Origin of the sequence: Cysteiniphilum litorale, assembly GCF_003428165.1 — a bacterium.
GTDB classification, from domain to species: Bacteria; Pseudomonadota; Gammaproteobacteria; order Francisellales; family Francisellaceae; genus Caedibacter; species Caedibacter litoralis.
In genome coordinates, this window is the sequence record NZ_QLIQ01000018.1 from 1 (window position 1) to 20,326 (window position 20,326).

The 20,326-nt window shown below is 39.6% G+C and carries 20 protein-coding genes; 10 read left to right on the top strand and 10 right to left on the bottom strand.

Annotation, left to right across the window (positions count from 1 at the left end; genetic code table 11):
- Positions 1-207: 207 nt before the first annotated feature.
- Complete coding sequence (locus DNJ75_RS08175) at positions 208-1,317, top strand: SGNH/GDSL hydrolase family protein (protein WP_157968268.1); 1,110 nt, start codon at positions 208-210, stop codon at positions 1,315-1,317.
- On the opposite strand, the gene DNJ75_RS08180 is transcribed toward DNJ75_RS08175, so the two are convergent.
- Together DNJ75_RS08180 and DNJ75_RS08185 are read right to left on the bottom strand one after the other, a co-directional pair.
- Complete coding sequence (locus tag DNJ75_RS08180; protein ID WP_117002966.1) at positions 1,256-1,714, bottom strand: acyl-CoA thioesterase; 459 nt, start codon at positions 1,712-1,714, stop codon at positions 1,256-1,258. The genes DNJ75_RS08175 and DNJ75_RS08180 overlap by 62 nt on opposite strands.
- Before the next feature lie 41 nt (positions 1,715-1,755).
- The gene (locus DNJ75_RS08185; RefSeq protein WP_117002967.1) at positions 1,756-2,541 is read right to left on the bottom strand and encodes an SPOR domain-containing protein; all 786 of its coding nucleotides are present in this window, start codon (positions 2,539-2,541) and stop codon (positions 1,756-1,758) included.
- Positions 2,542-2,711: 170 nt separating this feature from the next.
- On the opposite strand from DNJ75_RS08185, the gene DNJ75_RS08190 reads away from it, so the two are divergent.
- From DNJ75_RS08190 to DNJ75_RS08205, 4 genes are all read left to right on the top strand, one after another.
- Positions 2,712-3,683: a zinc transporter ZntB gene (locus DNJ75_RS08190; RefSeq protein ID WP_117002968.1), complete on the top strand. Its 972-nt coding sequence runs from the start codon at positions 2,712-2,714 to the stop codon at positions 3,681-3,683.
- A gap of 77 nt (positions 3,684-3,760) precedes the next feature.
- Complete coding sequence (locus tag DNJ75_RS08195; protein ID WP_117002969.1) at positions 3,761-5,272, top strand: fumarate hydratase; 1,512 nt, start codon at positions 3,761-3,763, stop codon at positions 5,270-5,272.
- A 244-nt stretch (positions 5,273-5,516) separates the two neighbouring features.
- The gene (locus DNJ75_RS08200) at positions 5,517-6,836 is read left to right on the top strand and encodes a hypothetical protein (RefSeq protein ID WP_117002970.1); all 1,320 of its coding nucleotides are present in this window, start codon (positions 5,517-5,519) and stop codon (positions 6,834-6,836) included.
- Positions 6,775-8,394 (top strand): SGNH/GDSL hydrolase family protein, encoded by a 1,620-nt coding sequence (locus DNJ75_RS08205; protein ID WP_157968270.1) that lies wholly within the window; start codon positions 6,775-6,777, stop codon positions 8,392-8,394. Before DNJ75_RS08200 ends, DNJ75_RS08205 begins: the two co-directional genes overlap by 62 nt.
- On the opposite strand, the gene DNJ75_RS08210 is transcribed toward DNJ75_RS08205, so the two are convergent.
- The 3 genes from DNJ75_RS08210 to DNJ75_RS08220 all read right to left on the bottom strand — a co-directional run bounded on the left by DNJ75_RS08210 (position 8,388) and on the right by DNJ75_RS08220 (position 11,069).
- Positions 8,388-9,224 (bottom strand): helix-turn-helix transcriptional regulator, encoded by an 837-nt coding sequence (locus DNJ75_RS08210; protein ID WP_117002972.1) that lies wholly within the window; start codon positions 9,222-9,224, stop codon positions 8,388-8,390. The two genes, DNJ75_RS08205 and DNJ75_RS08210, sit on opposite strands and share 7 nt — an antisense overlap.
- A 93-nt stretch (positions 9,225-9,317) precedes the next feature.
- Complete coding sequence (locus DNJ75_RS08215; RefSeq protein WP_117002973.1) at positions 9,318-10,049, bottom strand: helix-turn-helix transcriptional regulator; 732 nt, start codon at positions 10,047-10,049, stop codon at positions 9,318-9,320.
- An 18-nt stretch (positions 10,050-10,067) separates the two neighbouring features.
- Positions 10,068-11,069, bottom strand: coding sequence for a GRP family sugar transporter (locus tag DNJ75_RS08220; RefSeq protein ID WP_117002974.1), 1,002 nt, complete (start codon positions 11,067-11,069; stop codon positions 10,068-10,070).
- 197 nt (positions 11,070-11,266) lie between these two features.
- On the opposite strand from DNJ75_RS08220, the gene DNJ75_RS08225 reads away from it, so the two are divergent.
- Positions 11,267-11,968: a 2OG-Fe dioxygenase family protein gene (locus DNJ75_RS08225; protein WP_117002975.1), complete on the top strand. Its 702-nt coding sequence runs from the start codon at positions 11,267-11,269 to the stop codon at positions 11,966-11,968.
- A 72-nt stretch (positions 11,969-12,040) separates the two neighbouring features.
- Positions 12,041-13,306, top strand: coding sequence for a cysteine desulfurase-like protein (locus DNJ75_RS08230; RefSeq protein WP_117002976.1), 1,266 nt, complete (start codon positions 12,041-12,043; stop codon positions 13,304-13,306).
- A gap of 459 nt (positions 13,307-13,765) precedes the next feature.
- Here DNJ75_RS08230 and purN read toward each other — a convergent pair whose 3' ends face one another.
- The 5 genes from purN to DNJ75_RS08250 form a co-directional block, all read right to left on the bottom strand.
- Positions 13,766-14,383 (bottom strand): phosphoribosylglycinamide formyltransferase, encoded by a 618-nt coding sequence (gene purN / locus DNJ75_RS08235; RefSeq protein WP_157968271.1) that lies wholly within the window; start codon positions 14,381-14,383, stop codon positions 13,766-13,768.
- Positions 14,373-15,419 (bottom strand): phosphoribosylformylglycinamidine cyclo-ligase, encoded by a 1,047-nt coding sequence (purM, locus tag DNJ75_RS08240; RefSeq protein WP_117002978.1) that lies wholly within the window; start codon positions 15,417-15,419, stop codon positions 14,373-14,375. Before purM ends, purN begins: the two co-directional genes overlap by 11 nt.
- Positions 15,420-15,483: 64 nt before the next feature.
- A complete protein-coding gene (locus DNJ75_RS15820; RefSeq protein WP_373282849.1) occupies positions 15,484-15,759 on the bottom strand; it encodes a DUF4442 domain-containing protein in 276 nt (91 codons plus the stop codon).
- Positions 15,743-15,997, bottom strand: coding sequence for a DUF4442 domain-containing protein (locus DNJ75_RS15650; protein ID WP_229667688.1), 255 nt, complete (start codon positions 15,995-15,997; stop codon positions 15,743-15,745). The genes DNJ75_RS15820 and DNJ75_RS15650 overlap by 17 nt, the downstream gene beginning before the upstream one ends.
- 263 nt (positions 15,998-16,260) lie before the next feature.
- Positions 16,261-16,869, bottom strand: a complete 609-nt coding sequence (locus DNJ75_RS08250; RefSeq protein WP_117002979.1) for an outer membrane beta-barrel protein — start codon at positions 16,867-16,869, stop codon at positions 16,261-16,263.
- 501 nt (positions 16,870-17,370) lie between these two features.
- Between DNJ75_RS08250 and DNJ75_RS08255 the strand changes: the two genes are divergently transcribed.
- The 3 genes from DNJ75_RS08255 to ilvB all read left to right on the top strand — a co-directional run bounded on the left by DNJ75_RS08255 (position 17,371) and on the right by ilvB (position 20,326).
- Complete coding sequence (locus DNJ75_RS08255) at positions 17,371-17,931, top strand: DUF2975 domain-containing protein (protein WP_157968272.1); 561 nt, start codon at positions 17,371-17,373, stop codon at positions 17,929-17,931.
- A 9-nt stretch (positions 17,932-17,940) separates the two neighbouring features.
- A complete protein-coding gene (locus tag DNJ75_RS08260) occupies positions 17,941-18,153 on the top strand; it encodes a helix-turn-helix domain-containing protein (protein WP_117002981.1) in 213 nt (70 codons plus the stop codon).
- A 460-nt stretch (positions 18,154-18,613) separates the two neighbouring features.
- Positions 18,614-20,326, top strand: coding sequence for a biosynthetic-type acetolactate synthase large subunit (gene ilvB / locus DNJ75_RS08265; RefSeq protein WP_117002982.1), 1,713 nt, complete (start codon positions 18,614-18,616; stop codon positions 20,324-20,326).

Genomic DNA, 20,326 nt, shown 5'->3' on the forward strand with positions numbered 1-20,326 from the left:
CTTTAAACTCTGACGAGTAACTTGCTCTTTTTGTGCTCACAAATACGCCCTCTATTCATTTTACTTTCAACAATATATCGGAAATGAATTTCAAAAGATACTGTTTAAATTTCTTGGGGTATTATACTACATCCCAAGTTTAAGAGGTATTATGTTGTTAGATACGCTAATATGATATGCGTATGAATGACCTCATTGGAGACTAGGATGTTAAAGAGAGTTTTTTGGAGTTTGATTGCGGCCCTTGTGATTGTCATTGCGATTATTGCCTTAATTAAGCGCCAGGCAGAGGCTAGGGTCGATGATCCTCAAGCAAAGCACTTTGAGAATGTTGTCGTCTTTGGCGATAGCTTAAGTGATAGTGCCTACCATGGACAAGGTGTAGGCAATAACTATTGGGTTAAGCCCAGTGGTGTTACCGATAAAATTGGCGCACCGATTACCAGTGAATTAAGTGTAAATGACTCAGCACGCAAGACGTGGCTTAATTATATCTTAGCTAAGATGTCAACGAGCGCGGGGCAAAATTTTTATAACATCAAAGACTTAAAGTCTAATATGGCTTTTGATCACAATGTATCCTTTGCAACAGCTTCGGCTGAGACAGGTGATTATTATCTAACGGATACGACATGGGCACGTGATACAAATGAACAGTGCTCGCATGGTGTCGGCGATTACGGTGCTTATAACTGTGTGCCTGGGGTGTTAAAACAGCTGCAGTTATATCTTGCTAATGTCAATAATAAACCAAATCCCAAAACACTTTTTATTTTATGGGCGGGAGGCAATGATTTTTATCAAAATATCGTGCGTATTGCCTCAAACAATGGGCAGGCGATTGCGCATCCGATTGATAATATCGTTAAAGCGGTAAAAATATTGATGCAACATGGCGTGCCTGTAGCAAATATCTACGTGCTTAATCTGCCTAATTTTTCAATGGTGCCGGCATTGACCAATTTAGTCGATGAACACATTCATAGCTATATTATGCGTCAAAGTGTGCTAGCAGTAATTTCATCCATTTCGCAAATGTATAATTTAAGTTTGCAAACTAATCTTGTGCTTCAGACCTTAAGTGAATTCCCAGCCAATCATGTCTTTGCAATCGATCGACTATTTTTAGATGTCTATTTTAATAAAGCCAATGTTTTGGCAAATATTGGCATTACAAAACCTGTTGATTTAACCTGTGCTAAGGCAGAAGATTTACCGTATTGTAATGGCTACCTATTCTATAATGGTATGCACCCTACAACGATGGTTCATCGCTATTTAGCAAGTCAGCTGCTTCACTATATTCAGATGACCTAAAGCGCTCGAAGTCTTCACGCACTTCGGGTAACACGCGTTGAGTGCGCTGAGTTTCGGTGTTGATAAAAACCCAATTGGTTTCGGCTTTGGCAACGATTTCGCCGAGTTGATTGATAAATTCATATTTGCGTAGCGCAGTTGAGCGCTTTATTTCATCAACCCATGTTCTCGCCTCAATGACCTCATTTAAGAAAACCTGCTTGATATAGTCAATAAAGTGGGTTTTAGCAACCCATGTACAGTGGTTTTGATGATAACGCTTGGTATCCCAACCGCAAGCGTCCGAGTGCATCACGGCAATATCCTGCATCCATTTGATATAGACGATATTGCTAACATGTTTGTTAGCGTCGATATGCTCGGGCATCACATTAAAATATGTTTTGAATATTTGCATAAGTTATTCCTTAAAATGCAAAACGCCAATTACTAAACAGTTTACTGATTATCATTGCTTGTTTGTTGAGTAATTTCCTCTTTATCCACTTGGCGCAAAATACTACCAGAGATACCAGCGGCTTCAACTTTGTGTTTGATCACATCGCCATCACGTTGGCTATAGACAGGTCCCACATCCAGGCGGTACCAGTCTCCCACTTTTTTAATGTTTGGTTTAAGTCCTGCCAAAATAAGCTTGGCGCGTGTGGCATTGGCATCACTTTGATTGCGATATGAGCCAACTTGCAACATATAAGTATAGCGATATTGCTTTAGCTTCTCAGGATTAGCATCGACTTGTACGGTCTTATTGGTGAGTGTGTTATAAAACGTGAAAGTTAAAGGCTGATCGTCATCTTTCTTGTTATCCGTTTTTCTATCTTTCGTTTTCTTACTGTTTGTTGCAGCTGTTTCTTTCCTGCCATCTTCATTAGCAGGTGCTGCTGCCACTACATTGCTATCTGACGTCTGTTTAGCGACTTGAGTTGGCTTACTGTCTGTGGTGGTATTATTTTGCGTTTGATTGTTTTGCTCTTTCGCGTCACTCACATTAACAACTGGCTTGGGAGAGACATGTACCGTTTGTGTGGTGGTTGTCGCTGTGCTGTCTTTTGATTTGTTACTACCATAAAAGCTCACAATAAAAGCAATGATTAATACCAATAACAAAAGGGCAAGAATGATTTTTCTTATGGCTAATGAGGACTGCTGACGAGGCTTATTATCTGCTTTGTTTTTATCGTTTTTAGCAGTGGTTATTGAGTTGTTTTTAGCAAAATCACGCATTGTAAAGAAACTTGCCTTTTATTTGTCAATTATTTTTAAGATATGCCAGCGATTTTAATAAGATATTGCAAAAGTATAAAGCATGTTTGTGCACTTTATCTTATTAACTGGTTGCGTTTATAGCGTTTTACGCTAGAGTGATGCAAAAAGGTATTTAATGATATCAAGTGATGGAAGTACAAAAAAAGTATGTAAATATTCAACTGTTAGATGGTAACGGTGGCGCTAAAGAAATCACTGAAAAAGATATATCCCGAGCAATGGCGTTACCTTCTGGCATTATCTGGTTGCATTTGGATTTAACACAAGCGGCTGATTTTTTAAATGAATATCAGATTATCCCTGAGAAAATCATCGATATGCTATGCGCGCAGGAAACCAGACCGCGTATTTTGGTACTTGATAATGGTATGTTGGCAACCTTTCGTGCGATTAATCTTAACAAGGGACAAAAGCCTGAAGATATGACATCGATCCGTATGTGGTTAACTGAGCGTTTGATTATTACCGTTAAGCGTCGAAATCTGCACTCGATTGCTGAGATTAACAGTATGTTACGCTTAAATGCCGGACCTTGTGCGACAAGCGAATTTTTGAATATTTTATTGATGCATATTACCGAACATACTGATCAGTTGGTTGATGGCTATGATGGTAAGCTTGATGATATTGAGCTTGCGATTAAGAAAGATCGATCAATTGTATTGTCAGACAGAGTCAATGCGATTTGTAAAAAGATCATTAAAATCAGGCGTTATATCCTGCCGCAACGCGAAGCGATATTGGCGATTTCAGCAAATAAACTGTCTTGGCTAAGTGATGAAGATGTCTTTGAGCTAAAACAAGTGCTTGATGCAAATATGCGTTTATTGGAAGATCTGGATGCGATGAAGGATAGAAGTTTAATTATCCAAAATGAAATTCATGCTTATGAGCAAACACAGATGAATCAACGCATGTATATCTTATCGATGATCAGTGTGGTGTTTATCCCGCTTGGATTTATCACTGGCCTTTTGGGGATTAACGTTGCCGGCATTCCAGGTGCTGAGTCTCATTATGGTTTTATTATCGTTTGTGCAATCCTTGCATTGATTATGGTGGGCTATATTGCCATTATGCGTAAGATTCGTTGGATTTGATTTTTTCTGTATCACTAGACCACGAGCATCAAACCTTGTTAAAATGCGCCGAAGTTTAATCAATAGAGTCATTTCAGATGTCAATTATTAAAGTAGAAGATTTCATTCAAAGTGTTGCTGATGGATTGCAATTTATTTCTTATTATCATCCTAAAGATTTTGTGCAAGCGATGTATCGTGCTTATGAGCATGAAGCATCAAAGCCAGCAAAAGATGCAATTGGGCAGATTTTGATAAACTCGCGCATGGCTGCTTATGGTCATCGCCCAATTTGTCAGGATACCGGTATGGTTTGTGCCTTTCTTAAAGTTGGGATGGAGGCAAAGCTTGACCGCACTGATCGCACGATTACTGAACTTGTCAATGAAGGCGTGCGTCGCGCCTATTTAAATGCCGATAATCCGCTTCGAGCATCGATGGTTAATCCGCCACATGGCGCGCGTAAAAATACCAAAGACAATACGCCTGCGATTGTACATATTGATATGGTGGCAGGATCTACTATCGAGATTGAGTTAGCAGCTAAAGGCGGTGGCTCTGAATTTAAATCAAAATTTAAAGTCTTAAATCCAAGTGATAGTATCGTTGATTGGGTGCTTGAGATGTTGCCAACAATGGGGGCGGGTTGGTGTCCACCAGGCATTATTGGTATCGGCATTGGTGGTACGGCGGAAAAAGCAATGTTACTAGCTAAAGAATCATTAGGTGAAGAGATTGATATGCATGAGATTCTTGAGCGTGGTGCGCAAACGGAACTTGAGAAATTGCGTGTCGAGCTCTATCACAAAATCAATGATCTAGGCATTGGCGCACAAGGCTTGGGTGGTTTGACAACAGTTCTTGATGTCAAAATCCATGAGTATCCAACGCATGCGGCATGTAAACCTGTAGCACTTATTCCAAATTGTGCTGCAACACGCCATGTTCATTTCACTCTAGATGGTTCAGGTGTTGCCAAATTGCCAGTACCAAAATTAGAAGATTGGCCTGAAATTACTGAAACGGATAAATCACAAGTGCGTCGCGTAGATTTAAATACCTTAACGCAAGCTGATATTGAAAACCTAAACCCAGGTGAGACGCTTTTATTAAATGGTAAGTTATTAACGGGGCGTGATGCAGCACATAAGCGCATTATGGATATGGTCAAAAATGGTGAACCATTACCAGTGGATCTAAAGGGTAAGTTCATCTATTACGTAGGTCCTGTTGATCCCGTGGGTGATGAAGTGGTAGGACCTGCGGGTCCCACAACAGCAACACGGATGGATAAGTTTACCGATTTTATGTTAAGTGAAGTGGGGATTGCCGGCATGGTGGGTAAAGCCGAGCGTGGTCAGGCAACGATTGATTCAATCAAAAAGCATAAAGCGGTTTACTTGATGGCCGTTGGTGGAGCTGCTTATCTTATCTCTAAATCGATTCGTAAGGCTAAAGTGGTTGGATTTGAGGATCTGGGAATGGAAGCTATTTATGAGTTTGAAGTGGAAGATATGCCAGTAACGGTTGCCGTTGATAGTCAAGGGACTTCAGTTCATCAAACGGGCCCTAAAGAATGGAAAGTGAAAATTGCTGAGATGAAAGTATAGTCACCTATCAGCACTATTTCTCGTTCCCTGAGCGAAGTCGAAGGGGGCATGCTGATAAAGATGGCTTCGACTAGCGCTCAGCCAACGGAAAAGGAAAAATAGTAAAAAATAGCGAAAATAGCGAAAATAGCGAAAATAGCGAAAATAGCGAAAAATAGCAAATAGGGTAGTCACTACCCTATGCACAAGCTGTGGATTTATGGATATTGGGTTGAGTGAAAATGATCCAATATGAGGCTCTAATATGCGATTATTACGGATGCTTTTATGCTGTGTGCTTTCATTATTTATTCAGTTAAATCAAGCAAATGCCTTAATACAGGGCTTTGATTTTGGTGATTGGGTCGATAGTAATGCGGATAAAGCGCTGCAGCTTACAGCAGATGATGTTTATCAGATCACACAAGCTGCGTTGGCATATCATTTTCAACAGCAGAGTCAGAAAAATCAGAATAATCCGCAGATAATTCGCTTATATGGCAATTTTGGTTTATTCAGCCAAAACACTGATTACACGAGCTGTCATAATAATTTTGATGGTGAGAGCAAGAATCCAAATGATCGTTGGTGTGCATTTACCAAGGCATTATCAGCTTATCCTTATGCGCATGTTGTACTAACAATAGATGCAGGACAGCTCAAGTTATTTACCAACCAAAATGGTCAACAAGCCTTATTTAAATTTATGTTGGCATTACAAAACTCACTGCCTCAAGGACTCAACAGTGTTGATGATATTGTGCTATTGCAAGAACCAGGGATTTCGCCAGAGAGTTACGATCATATTAGTAAGCGTATTCAGATATTTGTAGATTCGATGAATACGTTTTATCAAGAAAATCCAGCGCTAACGCGTGTGCCATTTAGTGTTGACATTGATGTTGGCGATCAAAGTAAGCTTACGTATTTACTTAAGTTAAGAAAAGGCGCGATTTATGGGCTGATAGGTAGCGTGATGAATGGTGATCAAAGTCAAAATCAAGACTATATTCAAGCACTTTTACAAAGTTTTAAAGCTATTTACACATATGATCTGGCGCATCAATTAAAGGCAGTTGTCTGGCTGAATATTTATCCGTTTTACTATAGCGGTGTATTGGATGACAGTGCTGTTATTAATGCACGAAATTTAGCAACAACCTTTAGTGACAGCATAACAACTTTCAAAAGTTATTTGTTGGGTCATGACGTACTTACTCAAAGCCAATTATCACACTTGCACTGGGGCATTGGTGAAACAGGCTGGGCGCATAGTTCAAAAACTGCTTGGGAAGATAAAAATGGCAAGCTGTTAGGCTATGCTAAGCGCTACTTTGGTGCGCTATCACCTGTTCTATCAGATTATTTGCCACAACAGACGTATGCGCTTTTATGGTTTGAAATAGGCGATGAAACCGGAAAAACAGGGTGTGATAGTGTTTATTGGCAAAATGGTAAAGCCTTTGCAGTAGATGATGGTCAATTACATATGGGTGTTGTTGGTCAAAATGGAATCCCTCTTTATGGCAGTATCAGTGGTGTTGATCATGATCCTTGCGATTTATGGGGGTGTTATCAAGTGTAAAAATAACCCAACAGGAGGCTTTGGTATGCAAGGAAATAGTAAAATAAAATATGCAATGATATGTGGGCTTGCGAGTTTAAGTGGTATGGGGTTTGCCAGTAGCGAGACAGTTTTAGGTAATAATCCTAATATCATGTATTTAGGGCGCAGTAATCACGAGCTTATTAATGATAGAGTTGCGATGAACTGGTCAGGAAGCACGGTATCTTTTAATATTAAAGCGCTTAAGCATGACGCCAATATGATGATAAAGCTTGCTAAAGTTACTCCAAGCAATAGCAATGAAACATGGTTTAATATCTATGTTGATAATAAGCTAGCGAACGTTGCACGCACCTCAATAGTAGAAGCACCTGCCAGTGCTATTAAACTTGATAATACATTAACGACGGATGTGGATGTTGATTTAAGTCTAGATCCAACACTAGATTTATCCAAAACGCATAATATCAAGTTGGTGCAATTAAATGAGGCAGATGCAAGGCAGGCGCCATTTTTCTACTCACCGTTTTATGTGCAATCGATGACATTAAATAACATCGAATTAGTTGAGAAATATAGTGATTTAAAGAAAATTGTATTTTATGGTGACTCAATCACTGCAGGATTACAAGATGGTAATAATGATGGTGGTGCAAGTGACAATATTGGCTATGCTAATATTGCGATTTCTTATGCCTTTCAAAGCATTGAACAATTAAATGCACAAGGTTGGAATGTTGATCCAAGCTTTATTGTGCTATCAGGAATATCGTTAACACCGGGCTCATATTGGGGGAGCTCGACCATGTTCACATACTATGACAGCAGTAGCTATAACAAGGATCAACACAATCAGCCAATAATGAGTGAAAACGCGGATATTGTTGTGATTAATCTTGGCACCAATGACACCTTTGTTGCCAGTCAAGGCACATATCAGCAAGCGTTGCAGACATTTGTTGATAAAGTGCAAGCATTAAATCCACATGCCAAAATTGTGTTGGACTTATGGGGTTTTCGTCCTGATTATGTGCCAATGTATCAGCAGTATTGGCAAGCAGAGGAAAATATTGCAGGTAAGGCGTGTGCTACACCACAAAATCTATACTTTAATGGCAATACAGTAAGCTGCTTTGTTGATACGCGCCTGCCAAGTGATAGCTCAGGTAGTGGGCATCCAACCAAAGCTTATGCTGATCAACATGCACAAGCCTTAGCAACTTATCTAAACAATATTCTAAAAGCTGAAAAGCCTGTGGATGTATCCCTTAAATACAGCTGTCCTCAATCTTTGCACATTGGCGCTTATATTCTTGATCACAACAATAAGCCATATACGGGGTGGGGTGCCTATCTTGGTGAGCTTGGTGTCAGTAAAAACGCGTTATCTTGTAGTGCTACAGCAAAAGAAGGTGTTAAAGCATGTATTGCTAGTGACCCGACTTATCCCAAACTAGTGTGCTATGACCAGATTCACGATGCCTATTATCAGGCGGCAGGCTATTTAAACCAAAGTTGTAGCGCTGATCAAAATGGCTTAACAGGTGATAACTGTATACTAAACTACGCTCAATGACGGTTAGTTATACACTCTGAAATTAAGTTGATGTAATAACATTGTAGTAATGTGCACAGCTCATGCTTGGAGTGTAAATTAAGCTTGAGTTTGATGGCATCAATCACTTTTTCAACTGTGCGTTCAGAGCGACATAAATGCGTCGCAATGCGCTTACTTTCCCAAGAAAACACTAAATATTTCAGATATTGCCCTTGTGTGGGTGTTAGATCGTGCATTGTGATAAAGTCGTGGAAAAGATCATCCTGTCCATGCTCTGTGATTTTACTTCGGGTATCATAGCTTGGGAAGTTGGGTGTCAGCTGTGGCGAATAAAAGTTGTAAAATGCGATAACCATTTGCAGAAACGTTGCAAACCATGCACCGGTAATAAAGTCCTTATTACTTGGATTGGCAATTTGAAAGCAAAAAGCATCTTTATAGAAATCAAGATCATGTTCAATAACAACAGGTGTTGATAACTCGTTTGGTGAGGTCAGTTGAATAAATGCCTTCTGGTAAAAGGGGTTCATTAATTCAACTCGGTCATAGAATGGATTGATAAGGTTGCGATCGAGCATATGATCGTCAATATGTAGATTTTGACGATAAAACTTTAGCGCTAACATCGGCTCTAATGTGACGATATTACGCTTTAAATCATTATGCGTGCGAATAAATGTGAAGTTTAGGAGCTGTTCATTAGGCAGTGCTAAATGAAACATGCGTTTAATCGGTTGGCTATATTTAATCGAAAGCTGACCGATTTCTTTAAATGTTTTTGCCTCAGTAATCCATCTTTCAAAATTTTTAATCAGGGGCGTATTCCGACTGGCGCTCAACAAAGTCATTTTGTCATCTAATCACAGCGGTTAATAGCAATGGTATTGATCATACCTTTGATTGATCGGTTTATAAATAAGTTCAGTCTGATAAATGGTAATTTAATAGAAAAACGAGGGTGGCTTGCCATGTGTGAATTTCTTAAAGGTGCTAATAAAGGCGCTATCACTATCATAACCTAATGCTCGGGCAACGGCGGATGTGCTTTGATGTTGTGGTAAAAGCACCAAAGCATAGAGCATTTTGTATTGCTGTAGCCAATAAGAGAATGGCAGCCCCGTTTCTTTCTTGAAAATACGTGATAAATGGCGAGCACTCAGATGTGCTTTTTGAGCAATGACTTCAATGGATACTGGTTGTGATAGCTGATGATCAATATAGGTAATTAAATCACGCAGCAAAGGATGTGTTGGAAAGCTTAAAGCGTAGTTAGGCTCGGATTTATCATCATGCATTGCTTGTAATAATGCTTGGGTAAAAACAGCTGGTACCTGTTGATCTTGCTGATGGATTTTAAGTATCAATTGCTTGATCAGCTCATCTGGTTTAAAAATAATGACAGAAGTTGGTAATAGCGGCAGACCTTGATCAAAGTACAGCATGATGCCATCAATATCCTGTCCGCACTCAATGCCGTGGGTGATCTTTGGTGGGATATACATCGCAAAGCCCGCGGGCACAATATAGACTTTATGCGCGACGATCACCTTTAGCACGCCTTTTTGTATATAGCTTAATTGTGCTTCATCATGCTCATGCAATTTAGCCGTTGGGAAGTGGCTAATATCAATGCTTAGAAGGTGTGCGAGATTTTTGTCAGTCTGATCACTCATCGCTTGGTCTTTAACTTATTAAGCTTTAGCAAAGATAATCAATAATAAACCAATAAAGTAGAAGATAAACATACACAATAAAAGCTTATTAGCTGATTGAGGTGCCTGTTTGAACTCACGCCAAATAAACACACCCCAAAGAGCGGCAATCATCGTTGCCCCTTGACCAAGACCATAAGAGATAGCGGGTCCTGCGGTACCCGCAGCAATAAAGTTTAAGCCTGTACCCAAGCCCCAAATAGCACCTCCTAAGATACCAAAGATATGTGCTCTAAAGCTTCCTTTAAAATAACCAGAACCTTTGATTGGTTCGCCAATAAATGGTTTCTTCATCATCCATGTGTTGATGATGAAGTTTGATAAAAACAGGCCAATCGCAAAAATAACCGCGGCACTGTAAGGTGTCAATTTCCCTGCTTCAGGCGTGTGGAAATTGGTAATCATCGATGCCGCAACGAAATAGTAAAATGTACCCATCAATGCGCCAGAGATCAGCGCAATAATAAGTCCTTTTTTAAATGCTGATTGTGTTAAGTGCGCTTTGAGTGTCTTATATGCCTTGGCGTCAAGGATAATGGCAATAGCGACACAAATGACACCAATGGCTAAAACTAAGGCATTACCCAACGGGTTGGCAATATAATTAAGAATCACGCCAAGCACTAAGGCAAGGCCAATAGCAACAGGGAAGGCCACTGCCATGCCCGCAATATCAATGGCAGCAACGAGTAAAATATTGGCAAGGTTAAAGACAATACCACCAATAAGCGCAAGTAGAATCATACCAGTATTTGCTTGTGCCAGATCTGTAAAAAATCCACGTCCAATGTCGCCAGTATTACCCAAAGTGATGGCAAGAATAAAGCTAATTAAGAGCACGCCAATGGCATAATCCCAATAAAAATATTGAAATGCCCATTTTTTGCCTGTTGCTTTTTGAAGATTTGCCCAAGATCCCCAGCAGAGCATTGTGATAATACAAAATAAAATCGCAAGTCCATAAGATTGCGCGAAAAACATAAGAAAACTCCTGTCAAATGATTGCTAAAACGCGCCAATGGTAGAGAAAACTAAATTAAAAAGATAGTGTTCTGTAAATTAAATACTGAAATGCTTGCACTTAGCAGCAAAAAAAGGTGTAGTAACTGCGTTTGGTAAAGCACGGCGTTTTTGCTTTATGGGCGATATAATATATAACTATGTTAAGGAGGATTTAGATGTATCAAGTGGAATTAGATATGCCAAAAGGATCAAATAGAAAAGCTGAAGAAGCAGAAAAAGCCGAAGAAATGATGTATCAGATTGCGTTTATTGGTGACTTAAAACCTATATTTGCCAAGTCTTTTGAAACACTCAAGCGTGATCCAAATATGAAATCAGGGGACAATTATCGTCATCGTGCGTTTGCGGTGGGTGATATTTTGCGGGGTGAGATTAGTGTGAGTCCGCATAGTGAAGTGTTTCACCAGTCAAAGAAGCTTAATAAATATCAAGGCGGGATTGACCGAAGTTTCCCATTAATCGAGATGGATATTGCCAAGAAAGTGGCTAGCAACATTATCATGGCGCACATCTATCCTAGGCTGCCAGCATGTGACTATCATTTTGGTATTCATCAGATTCGCATATATACCAATGATGAGGTGACGGGAAAGCCCGCTCCCGAGGGAGTGCATCAAGATGGCTTTGATTATGTCACTGTTGTTTGTGTTGATATGCAAAATATCACAGGAGGCAATTCGCTATTAGTTGATATTAACAAACATCAACATATTCACGTTAATCAAGCGTTAAAAGAGGGCGAGATGTTTCTTTTTAATGATCGCAAATATGCGCATTACGCCTCACCAATTGTTCCTTTATTACCAGGAGCAGGGCATCGTGATGTGTTTGTAATTACTATGCAGATTAAAAAATAACACAAGTAGCTGAAGTTGTTTAAGACGTGTGAGAAATAAAAAAGTTAAAATGACAAAAGGATAAAGTGGTTTATGTTTGATGTAGATAAAGTACGCCAAGGCTTTCCAGCGTTGATTAAACCTAATCCGGCGATTTATTTTGATGGTCCAGGTGGCACGCAGGTAAGTTTTGCTGTGATGAGAGCAATGACAGAGTTTATGGCAGATGGTGTTGCCAATTTAGGTGGCTTTTACCAAAGTAGCATTAGCGCACAACAGCAAATGGATCGAACTCGAGGGGCAATGGCAGCGCTGATTAATGCAAAAGATTCTAAAGAGATCAGTTTTGGGCAAAATATGACAACGATCACATGGGCATTATCACATGCGATTGCTAATACTTGGTCGCCTAAGGATAACATTGTTATTAGTGAGCTTGATCATGAGGCAAATATCAGTCCGTGGCTTATCAAGGCGCGGGAGAAGGGAATTAATGTTGAGATACTATCATTTGATCAAGACAGTTATACGCTTGATCTTGATCGACTTGAAGCGATATTAAAAAATGGGCGGACAAAACTCATTGCGATAACGTTGGCATCTAATATTTGCGGCAGCATTACTGATATTACGCGCGTTTGTGCTTTAGCAAAACAGTATCAGGTCAAGCTATTTGTTGATGCAGTGCATTTTATTGCACACCAGAAGGTTGATGTGCAAGTGATTGATTGTGATTGGTTGGTGTGTTCAGGCTATAAGTTCTCGGCACCACATATCGGTGTTTTGTATAGTAAATCACAGACTATGGCATCGATTAAACCTTATAAAATAGCACCAGCACCAGATACGTTGCCCTATGCGCTAGAAACCGGTACGCAAAATTTTGAAGCATTGACAGGTTTAGAAGCAGCCATTTATCACAAAGCTGCTTTGGTCAATGAGCAAATGGCAAAAACGGATTTAAAGGCAGCATTAAAATTAAGTATGTCAGCAATAGAGACACATGAGTTAATGCTTAAATCTTACTTTTTGAAAAAACTTGAGGCATGTCCGCACATCACGGTGCATGGTATAGCTTCCCAGGATAAGCTAAGCAAACGCACGCCAACATTTGCAATAACTATTGCCGGTGTCAGTAACAGAGAGTTAGCACAAGCCTTGGCTCGGCATAATATTTGTGTCGGGTTTGGACATTTTTATGTGCCACGATTTATTGAAAAACTCGGTTTGGATCCAAACGATGGTGTGTTGCGCATTGGCTTTGCTTATTATAATACCCTAGCTGAAATTGATTATTTATTTGATGTTTTAGCTGAGGTTACTCAATTTAAATCAAATGATGCAGTTGCTTTGAGATAATTTCATATACCGCTAGCAAAATGGTTTATGGGCGGTATATAAGACTGGATTATGTCCTTGTGAGATATCCGCCATAGAAAAAACAGTAATCTCTTAAATAAATTTCAGATATTTTCCCTATCTTACAGCCAGAGTATTTGAGAGAATGACTTTCGTGGCAGGACGCTACGACTCAATAACACTCCCTCCCCTTTGTTACTAAGAGTTGATCACAAGGATGTAAAACCCCAAGGATATTTCATATTTTGATCGTGAATAAGATTCTTTGATATATAAGGAATTTTTATTCTTAGCGATAGATTTTTTGCATTGATGTTTAATATTTGCAGTAAGTAATAATGCACAAATAAGTTGAGTTTCAATTTCCCCTCACCCGCACAGCTTAAGCTGCACGACCTCTCCCGCAAGGGGAGAGGTATTAGTTGGCGCAACTTATTCTTGATTCATTACTAAGTCGATTTAGTTATCGTTATTTACAGGTGTTAAGCTAGCATTGCTACGCATCTTCGTTGCAAGCTTGTGAATAGTTGCTGAATAAAAGACATGTTCAAGTGATTTAATGGCTTGCTCTAAGGTTTCAGCCGTGTCAAATGGCAGGACATCGATGCGTTTTTGTGCGATGATTTTGCCACCATCAAGATGCTCGTCAACATAGTGAATGGTGGTGCCATGAATTTTATCTTTGGCATCGATCACACGCTGATGGGTGTTTAAGCCTTTGTACTTAGGCAGTAGCGATGGGTGGATATTAATAATTTGTTGCGGAAATCTCTGGATAAAGGCAGGTGATAGAATACGCATAAATCCAGCTAATACAATCAAATCAGGGCTAAAGGGTTTAAGCAGCTCAGAAAGTAGCTGATCATATGCCTCGCGCGTTTGTTTCTTTTGTCTAGGTAAATATAAGCAAGGAATATTGTGATTAAGTGCGCGTGTGATGGACTCAGATGCTTTATCGGAAATGATAGCACTGATCTCAATGCCATCTTCATTATGTAGCTGATCAATAATCGCTTGTAGATTTGAGCCGTATCCTGACGAGAGAACAACGAGTTTAAATATCGATTTATTTGCCATGGAAGTAGCTAACATGCGCTTGTTGTTGCTGTGATTGGCTTAAGTGACCAATCTCCCAAGCCGTTTCACCAAGTGCTTTAAGTGTGTCAATAATCGCTTTTTTATCACTTTGTGCCACTGCCATTACAATGCCAGCGCCACAGTTAAATGTTCTAAGCATCTCGCTTTGGCTAATATTACCGCTTTGCTGTAACCACTGGAAAATTTCTGGAAATTGCCAGCTACCCAAGTTGATATTCGCACAAGTGAAATCTGGTAATACCCGTGGAATATTCTCAGTAAAACCACCACCGGTAATATGGCTGATCGCATGAATGTCATATGCTTCAAGCAGTTTTAAAATCGTTTTGACATAAATGCGCGTTGGCGCTAATAACGTTTCACCTAACGTACTTTGTTGAAAAGGCATATTTAAATCAGCATTAACGTGCTCAATGACCTTACGCACCAATGAGTAACCATTGGAATGCACACCTGATGAGGCGATTGCGATTAATGCATCGTCTGCTTTGACCTTGTCACTTGAAATGATTTTATCTTTTTCAACAATACCAACGCAAAATCCCGCAAGATCATATTCCTCACCTTGGTACATGCCAGGCATTTCAGCCGTTTCACCGCCGACAAGAGCAGCACCTGATTGGCGACAACCCTCAGCAATGCCTGATATTACATCAGCCGCTTGATGAGCATTAAGCTTGCCAGTGGCATAATAATCAAGGAAAAATAATGGCTCAGCACCACCAACAATGAGATCGTTAACACACATCGCAACCAAATCAATGCCGATAGTTGTATGATTGTTTAATTCAAAAGCAAGTTTTAACTTGGTGCCCACGCCATCAGTGCCGGAGACGAGCACGGGATTTTTATAACGATCCAAAGGGATTTCAAACAAAGCACCAAAACCACCTAATCCGCCTAACACCTCTTTGCGCATGGTTGATTTAGCTAAGGGTTTGATTTTTTCGACAAGCAGATTGCCTTCATCGATGCTAACACCAGCATCCTGATAACTTAATGATTGATCACTCATGACTATGCGTAACTATTAACCGCTGCAGTGCGCAAAGTATAAAATACTTATTACCAAAACTCACCTAATTCTTCACTGGTTTTTCATTATCAGCGGCAATAAATTTTTTGTCTTTGATATAAATTATGCGCAAAACACGTGCGATGGTTTGTTTATTTTGATCATAGATCTCAATCTCTTTTTGAAAGTAGATTTTGCCATTAACAGCGGTTTGTTGTTTGATTTGATCGATGTCCTCATCACTTAAGCGAAACTCACAATAAACCGTTGCTTTACCAGGGGCGATGTACTTTATCGAAGATTCTTTATCCCAGATAATATAGTCATGCCCTAAAGATATGACTCAACATCAATGGGTAAAAGGCATCGGTCATGGCAAATAATGAGCCACCAAAGTGCGTGCCAAAATAATTACGATTATGCCACTTAAGTGGCATTGCAACCTTGATATAACGATAATCTTTGGTAATATGTAAGGTCTTAATCCCCGCGCCGCGATAAGGACGATAGCGATTCATAATAAATTTCACAACACCAACGGGTACTTGTCTTAAGAATTTACGTGCTTTATGCCGCATATAACAATCCATTTTTTATAAGTGATGGCGTATTTTATACTTATCATCACAGTAAACATAGTGCAAATTGGCTTTTGAATATGGTGATAATAATCGCCTTCTCTGACATTACGTTGGCTGAGCGTTAGTCGAAGCCTTTATGTGCATGTAGTTGCACAAGTGTACCCACTTCGACTGACACTCAGGGTGCGATAAGCTTTTGGATTGCAAAAATAAGGCGAGTCAATCGCTCGCCTAAGATAAAGAATAATTAGAGATAATTGTTACATAGGAAGGGTGTAAGTTAAGCCCAGCGAAGCGGTACCATATCCACCATTGGTGCCTTGATACGGTAGCCAATTGTATTGATATTCAGCAAAAATATTAAATTGTTGCACTTGGAAGCCGATACCACCAGCTACGACTGGGCGCCATAGGTTGGTGTTAGTTGTTGTAGAGGAGCTACCACTAACTTCTACTTTGCTTGAAAGTCTATTATACGCATAACCCGCTTTACCAAAGACATTTAAGCCCATGGCTTCAGGAATGAAAAATTTACCGGTTAGGAACAACGGAACGCTAACATTGCTTAATTTAATACTATTTCCAGCTAGTGAGCTTTTGCTGATTTCATAGGCATATTGACCATCTAACTCAACCCCTACGCTAAATAGTGGGCTAAGTGCATAGTCATAACCAACAAGTAGACTGCCGGCAATATTTCCATTTTTATTATCAACACCAGTTCCAGTTCCGATATCTTTAAGGTAACCTGTTGGCATTGTATAACCAACGCTTCCACCAAGTACTAGACCTGTTTGCGCGCCAGCAGCAAATGCCGAACCACTAATTAGTGCCGCAGCAGCGATGGTTGTTGCAATAATTTTCTTCATAATTTGCTCTCCTGTTTTATTTCCATTTTGATTTCAAAAGTAACTTGAACACAATTACCGCCGTCAAAGTTAGCCAAAGCATGCTGAAAATGCAAGTTTGATCATATGGTTTTGGATAAAAAGTGCAGAAAAATATCAAAAAATCTCAACTTTTTTACTATATGAGGAGGGGTATTGGAATATTTCTAGTGTTTTTAATGCATTGTTTTGTGATGAGTGTGGGACTGAGGTAAGACGTTGCATTAGCGGTATTTTTTAAAGTTATGGCACTGTTATTTAATACAAATATAGATATTTATGCGGTAAATAATTATTGATAAACAATAAAAATTGTTGCGCAAATGCATTTTATCTTGTTATAGTAATCGCACCTATCTGTGGTAAAAGTAATCATTCAGGAGCACCCTAAGCGGCTTCACCGCAACTAAACATCACAATAACTTGCGGGTGTTTCTGATGTGGAAATTGAACAAAAAAACAGCAAGTTATTCAGGAGAAAATATGTCTAAGTTTCAACAATCAAGTTATCGTTATTATTGGTTTTTCCAAATATGTTTCTATTTGATACCAATTGTTACCTTTTTATTTTGGTTAAGCTTTAGCAAGAGCTCAGTAAGTAGCGGGCAGTCAAGCTTATTTATGCAGCTTGGTATTGGTAATGATTTAATGCAGTATATTCATGGTGATACGGTGCCACTTGGAACGAAGCTGTTGGCATTTTTAATATCGATGATTCCATGCGGGATTATAATGTATGGATTAAGTCAATTGATTATCGTGTTTAAAAACTATTCACAAGGAAGCGTATTTGCTCATCAAAATACACTGGCTTACAAAAAAATGGGTTATACCCTGTTTGCATGGGTGATTGGTGGGCTTATTTATGATGCGCTTATTTCAGTGGTGCTAAGCTTTGCTAATCCGCCTGGGCAGCGCATGTTAACATTGAGTTTATCTGGTATTGATCTTGCGAGTTTAATCACCGGAGCGGTCATTATTTTAATTGCTAAGGTGATGCAACAAGCACAACAGCTTGAAGAAGAAAGTCATTTGACGATTTAGGAGATAAGTATGGCAATTATTGTAAATTTAGATGTAATGATGGCAATGCGTAAGATGCGCTCAAAAGAGTTAGCTGAGAAAATTGGTATTACAGAGCAGAATCTATCGATTCTAAAAACGGGCAAAGCCAAGGCAATACGTTTTTCAACCTTAGCGCTAATTTGTGAAGCATTGGACTGCCAACCGGGTGATCTTTTGGTTTATGAAAAAAAGGGAAATTAATGCAACTGCAGCAAATGTTCAAATGATGCGAGAGCTCTTAGGCGTGGCGCGCTTATGTTTAATTAATAAACAAAGAATCGTGTTTACACTTAAAAAAATAAATTTCAAAAAAATATAAATAAAAGATTGTGTTTCGCAAAATCTATTGCTAGTTTAATGCTTATGTTGTTTAAAACAGATGCAGAGCATTTGTTAGTAAACACTTGAAACACACACAAATTTTGGAGATTAATTTATGCTACGTTCACCAGTAATCAGCCTGATCCTGATTATTATTCTGGTCGTCATTGGACGATCGGAAGGTGCGCGGCTGTAGCTAAGAAAAGCCAAGATTAGGAAACCCGCATCTTCCAACCAAAGGAGGATGCGGGTTTTTTTTTGCTTTTTGTTTATTATGCGTTTTGTAGTGTTAGAGAAAGAATATGTGAATAAATTGAAATAGAGACAGTAGGGAGTAAGTATGCAAATAACTGGCGCACAAGCAATTGTTAAAGCACTAATAGAAGAAGGGGCTCGTACTGTTTTCGGCTATCCAGGGGGCGCGATTATGCCAACCTATGATGCCTTGTATGATGCCAAAGATACGCTTCACCATGTGTTGGTGCGTCATGAGCAGGCCGCTATTCATGGTGCGGTTGGTTTTGCGCGCGCAACCAGTGGTGTTGGTGTTGCTATTGCCACCTCAGGACCTGGTGCGACAAACCTTATCACCGGTATAGCTGACGCCCTTATTGACTCTATTCCAGTAGTTTGCATCACAGGACAAGTATTTAGCAGTTTATTGGGATCGGATGCTTTTCAAGAAGCAGATATTATCGGCATGACCATTACTGCGACTAAATGGAATTATCAAATCACCGATCCAAATGAAATTCCTGCTATTTTCAAAAAAGCGTTTGAAATTGCTCAAAATGGTCGCCCAGGTCCTGTACTCATCGATATCACCAAAGACGCACAAGTAGGAATGATGGAATATATCAGTGCGCATCAAACAGCAAAGAAAAGCACCACTAAACCGAAATGGCTTAGAAAGCCAATGATCAATATGGATAGTGTACACAAGGCGTCACAGCTGATTAATTTGGCAAAAAAACCGATTATGATTGCAGGTCATGGCGTGATGATTTCTGGTGCTGAAGAAGCATTTATCAAGGTGGCAGAAAAAGCAGATATGCCGGTAGTTAGTACCTTATTGGGTCTATCCTCTTTCCCTGTCGAGCATCCATTATATAAAGGTATGTTAGGCATGCATGGCAATTATGCGGCTAATATCTTATGCAATGGTGCCGATGTTGTTGTCGCGGTGGGCATGCGCTTTGATGATCGGGTTACGGGGGATCTTAAAAGTTACTTGCCACATGCTAAGGTAATTCATATTGAAATTGATATGGCAGAGATTGATAAAAACGTTAAAGCCGATGTTGCGATTCATGCCGATGCTAAAGAGGCGTTAACCGCACTTTTACCGTACGTTTGTCAGAATAAACATGATGATTGGCACCAGATGTTTGTTGAGCATCATGCCAAAGAATATGATGTTGTTATCAAGAATGAAACAAAACCTGCTGTGGGTGAACTAAAAATGGCAGAAGTCGTTGCTCTTTTATCTGAAAAGACGAAAGGGGAAGCGATTATCGTCAGTGATGTTGGACAACACCAGATGATTGCTGCACGCTATTATCAGTTTAAAAATAGCAATAGTCATATTACCTCAGGTGGCTTGGGGACAATGGGTTTTGCGCTGCCTGCAGCCATCGGTGCTAAGCTTGGTGTTAAAGATCAAAAACAAGTTATTGCCATTGCCGGAGACGGTGGTTTTCAGATGAATATCCAAGAGCTTGCTGTACTTAATCAAGAGGGGATTAATCTTAAGATGATCGTTCTTAATAATGGTTATCTTGGTATGGTAAGACAGTGGCAAGAGCTCTTTTTTGAAGAGCGTTATGCATATACTAATATATCATCGCCTGATTTTGTCAAAGTCGCTGAAGCCTATGGCATTTTTGGCAAGCGCGTCGTTGATCGCGCGGATTTAGAGGCAAGTATTCAAGAGATGTTGGATTCGCCACAATCATTCTTTTTAGAAGTGGTGGTGGAGCAGCAAGAAAATGTTTTCCCGATGGTGCCAGCAGGTGCTTCAATCAGTGATACACAACTATCCGTAGGAGGGTAA

Bases quoted from the DNA above. Each gene is read 5' to 3' on its own strand.
- DNJ75_RS08200 (WP_117002970.1), top strand. From the start codon at position 5,517: ATGCGATTATTACGGATGCTTTTATGCTGTGTGCTTTCATTATTTATT.
- DNJ75_RS15650 (WP_229667688.1), bottom strand. From the start codon at position 15,997: ATGCGGCATAAAGCACGTAAATTCTTAAGACAAGTACCCGTTGGTGTT.
- DNJ75_RS08190 (WP_117002968.1), top strand. From the start codon at position 2,712: ATGGAAGTACAAAAAAAGTATGTAAATATTCAACTGTTAGATGGTAAC.
- DNJ75_RS08175 (WP_157968268.1), top strand. From the start codon at position 208: ATGTTAAAGAGAGTTTTTTGGAGTTTGATTGCGGCCCTTGTGATTGTC.
- DNJ75_RS08180 (WP_117002966.1), bottom strand. From the start codon at position 1,714: ATGCAAATATTCAAAACATATTTTAATGTGATGCCCGAGCATATCGAC.
- DNJ75_RS08195 (WP_117002969.1), top strand. From the start codon at position 3,761: ATGTCAATTATTAAAGTAGAAGATTTCATTCAAAGTGTTGCTGATGGA.
- DNJ75_RS08215 (WP_117002973.1), bottom strand. From the start codon at position 10,049: ATGAGTGATCAGACTGACAAAAATCTCGCACACCTTCTAAGCATTGAT.
- DNJ75_RS08185 (WP_117002967.1), bottom strand. From the start codon at position 2,541: ATGCGTGATTTTGCTAAAAACAACTCAATAACCACTGCTAAAAACGAT.
- DNJ75_RS08205 (WP_157968270.1), top strand. From the start codon at position 6,775: ATGGCAGTATCAGTGGTGTTGATCATGATCCTTGCGATTTATGGGGGT.
- DNJ75_RS08220 (WP_117002974.1), bottom strand. From the start codon at position 11,069: ATGTTTTTCGCGCAATCTTATGGACTTGCGATTTTATTTTGTATTATC.
- DNJ75_RS08250 (WP_117002979.1), bottom strand. From the start codon at position 16,869: ATGAAGAAAATTATTGCAACAACCATCGCTGCTGCGGCACTAATTAGT.
- purN (WP_157968271.1), bottom strand. From the start codon at position 14,383: ATGGCAAATAAATCGATATTTAAACTCGTTGTTCTCTCGTCAGGATAC.
- DNJ75_RS08225 (WP_117002975.1), top strand. From the start codon at position 11,267: ATGTATCAAGTGGAATTAGATATGCCAAAAGGATCAAATAGAAAAGCT.
- ilvB (WP_117002982.1), top strand. From the start codon at position 18,614: ATGCAAATAACTGGCGCACAAGCAATTGTTAAAGCACTAATAGAAGAA.
- DNJ75_RS08210 (WP_117002972.1), bottom strand. From the start codon at position 9,224: ATGACTTTGTTGAGCGCCAGTCGGAATACGCCCCTGATTAAAAATTTT.
- purM (WP_117002978.1), bottom strand. From the start codon at position 15,419: ATGAGTGATCAATCATTAAGTTATCAGGATGCTGGTGTTAGCATCGAT.
- DNJ75_RS08260 (WP_117002981.1), top strand. From the start codon at position 17,941: ATGGCAATTATTGTAAATTTAGATGTAATGATGGCAATGCGTAAGATG.
- DNJ75_RS08255 (WP_157968272.1), top strand. From the start codon at position 17,371: ATGTCTAAGTTTCAACAATCAAGTTATCGTTATTATTGGTTTTTCCAA.
- DNJ75_RS08230 (WP_117002976.1), top strand. From the start codon at position 12,041: ATGTTTGATGTAGATAAAGTACGCCAAGGCTTTCCAGCGTTGATTAAA.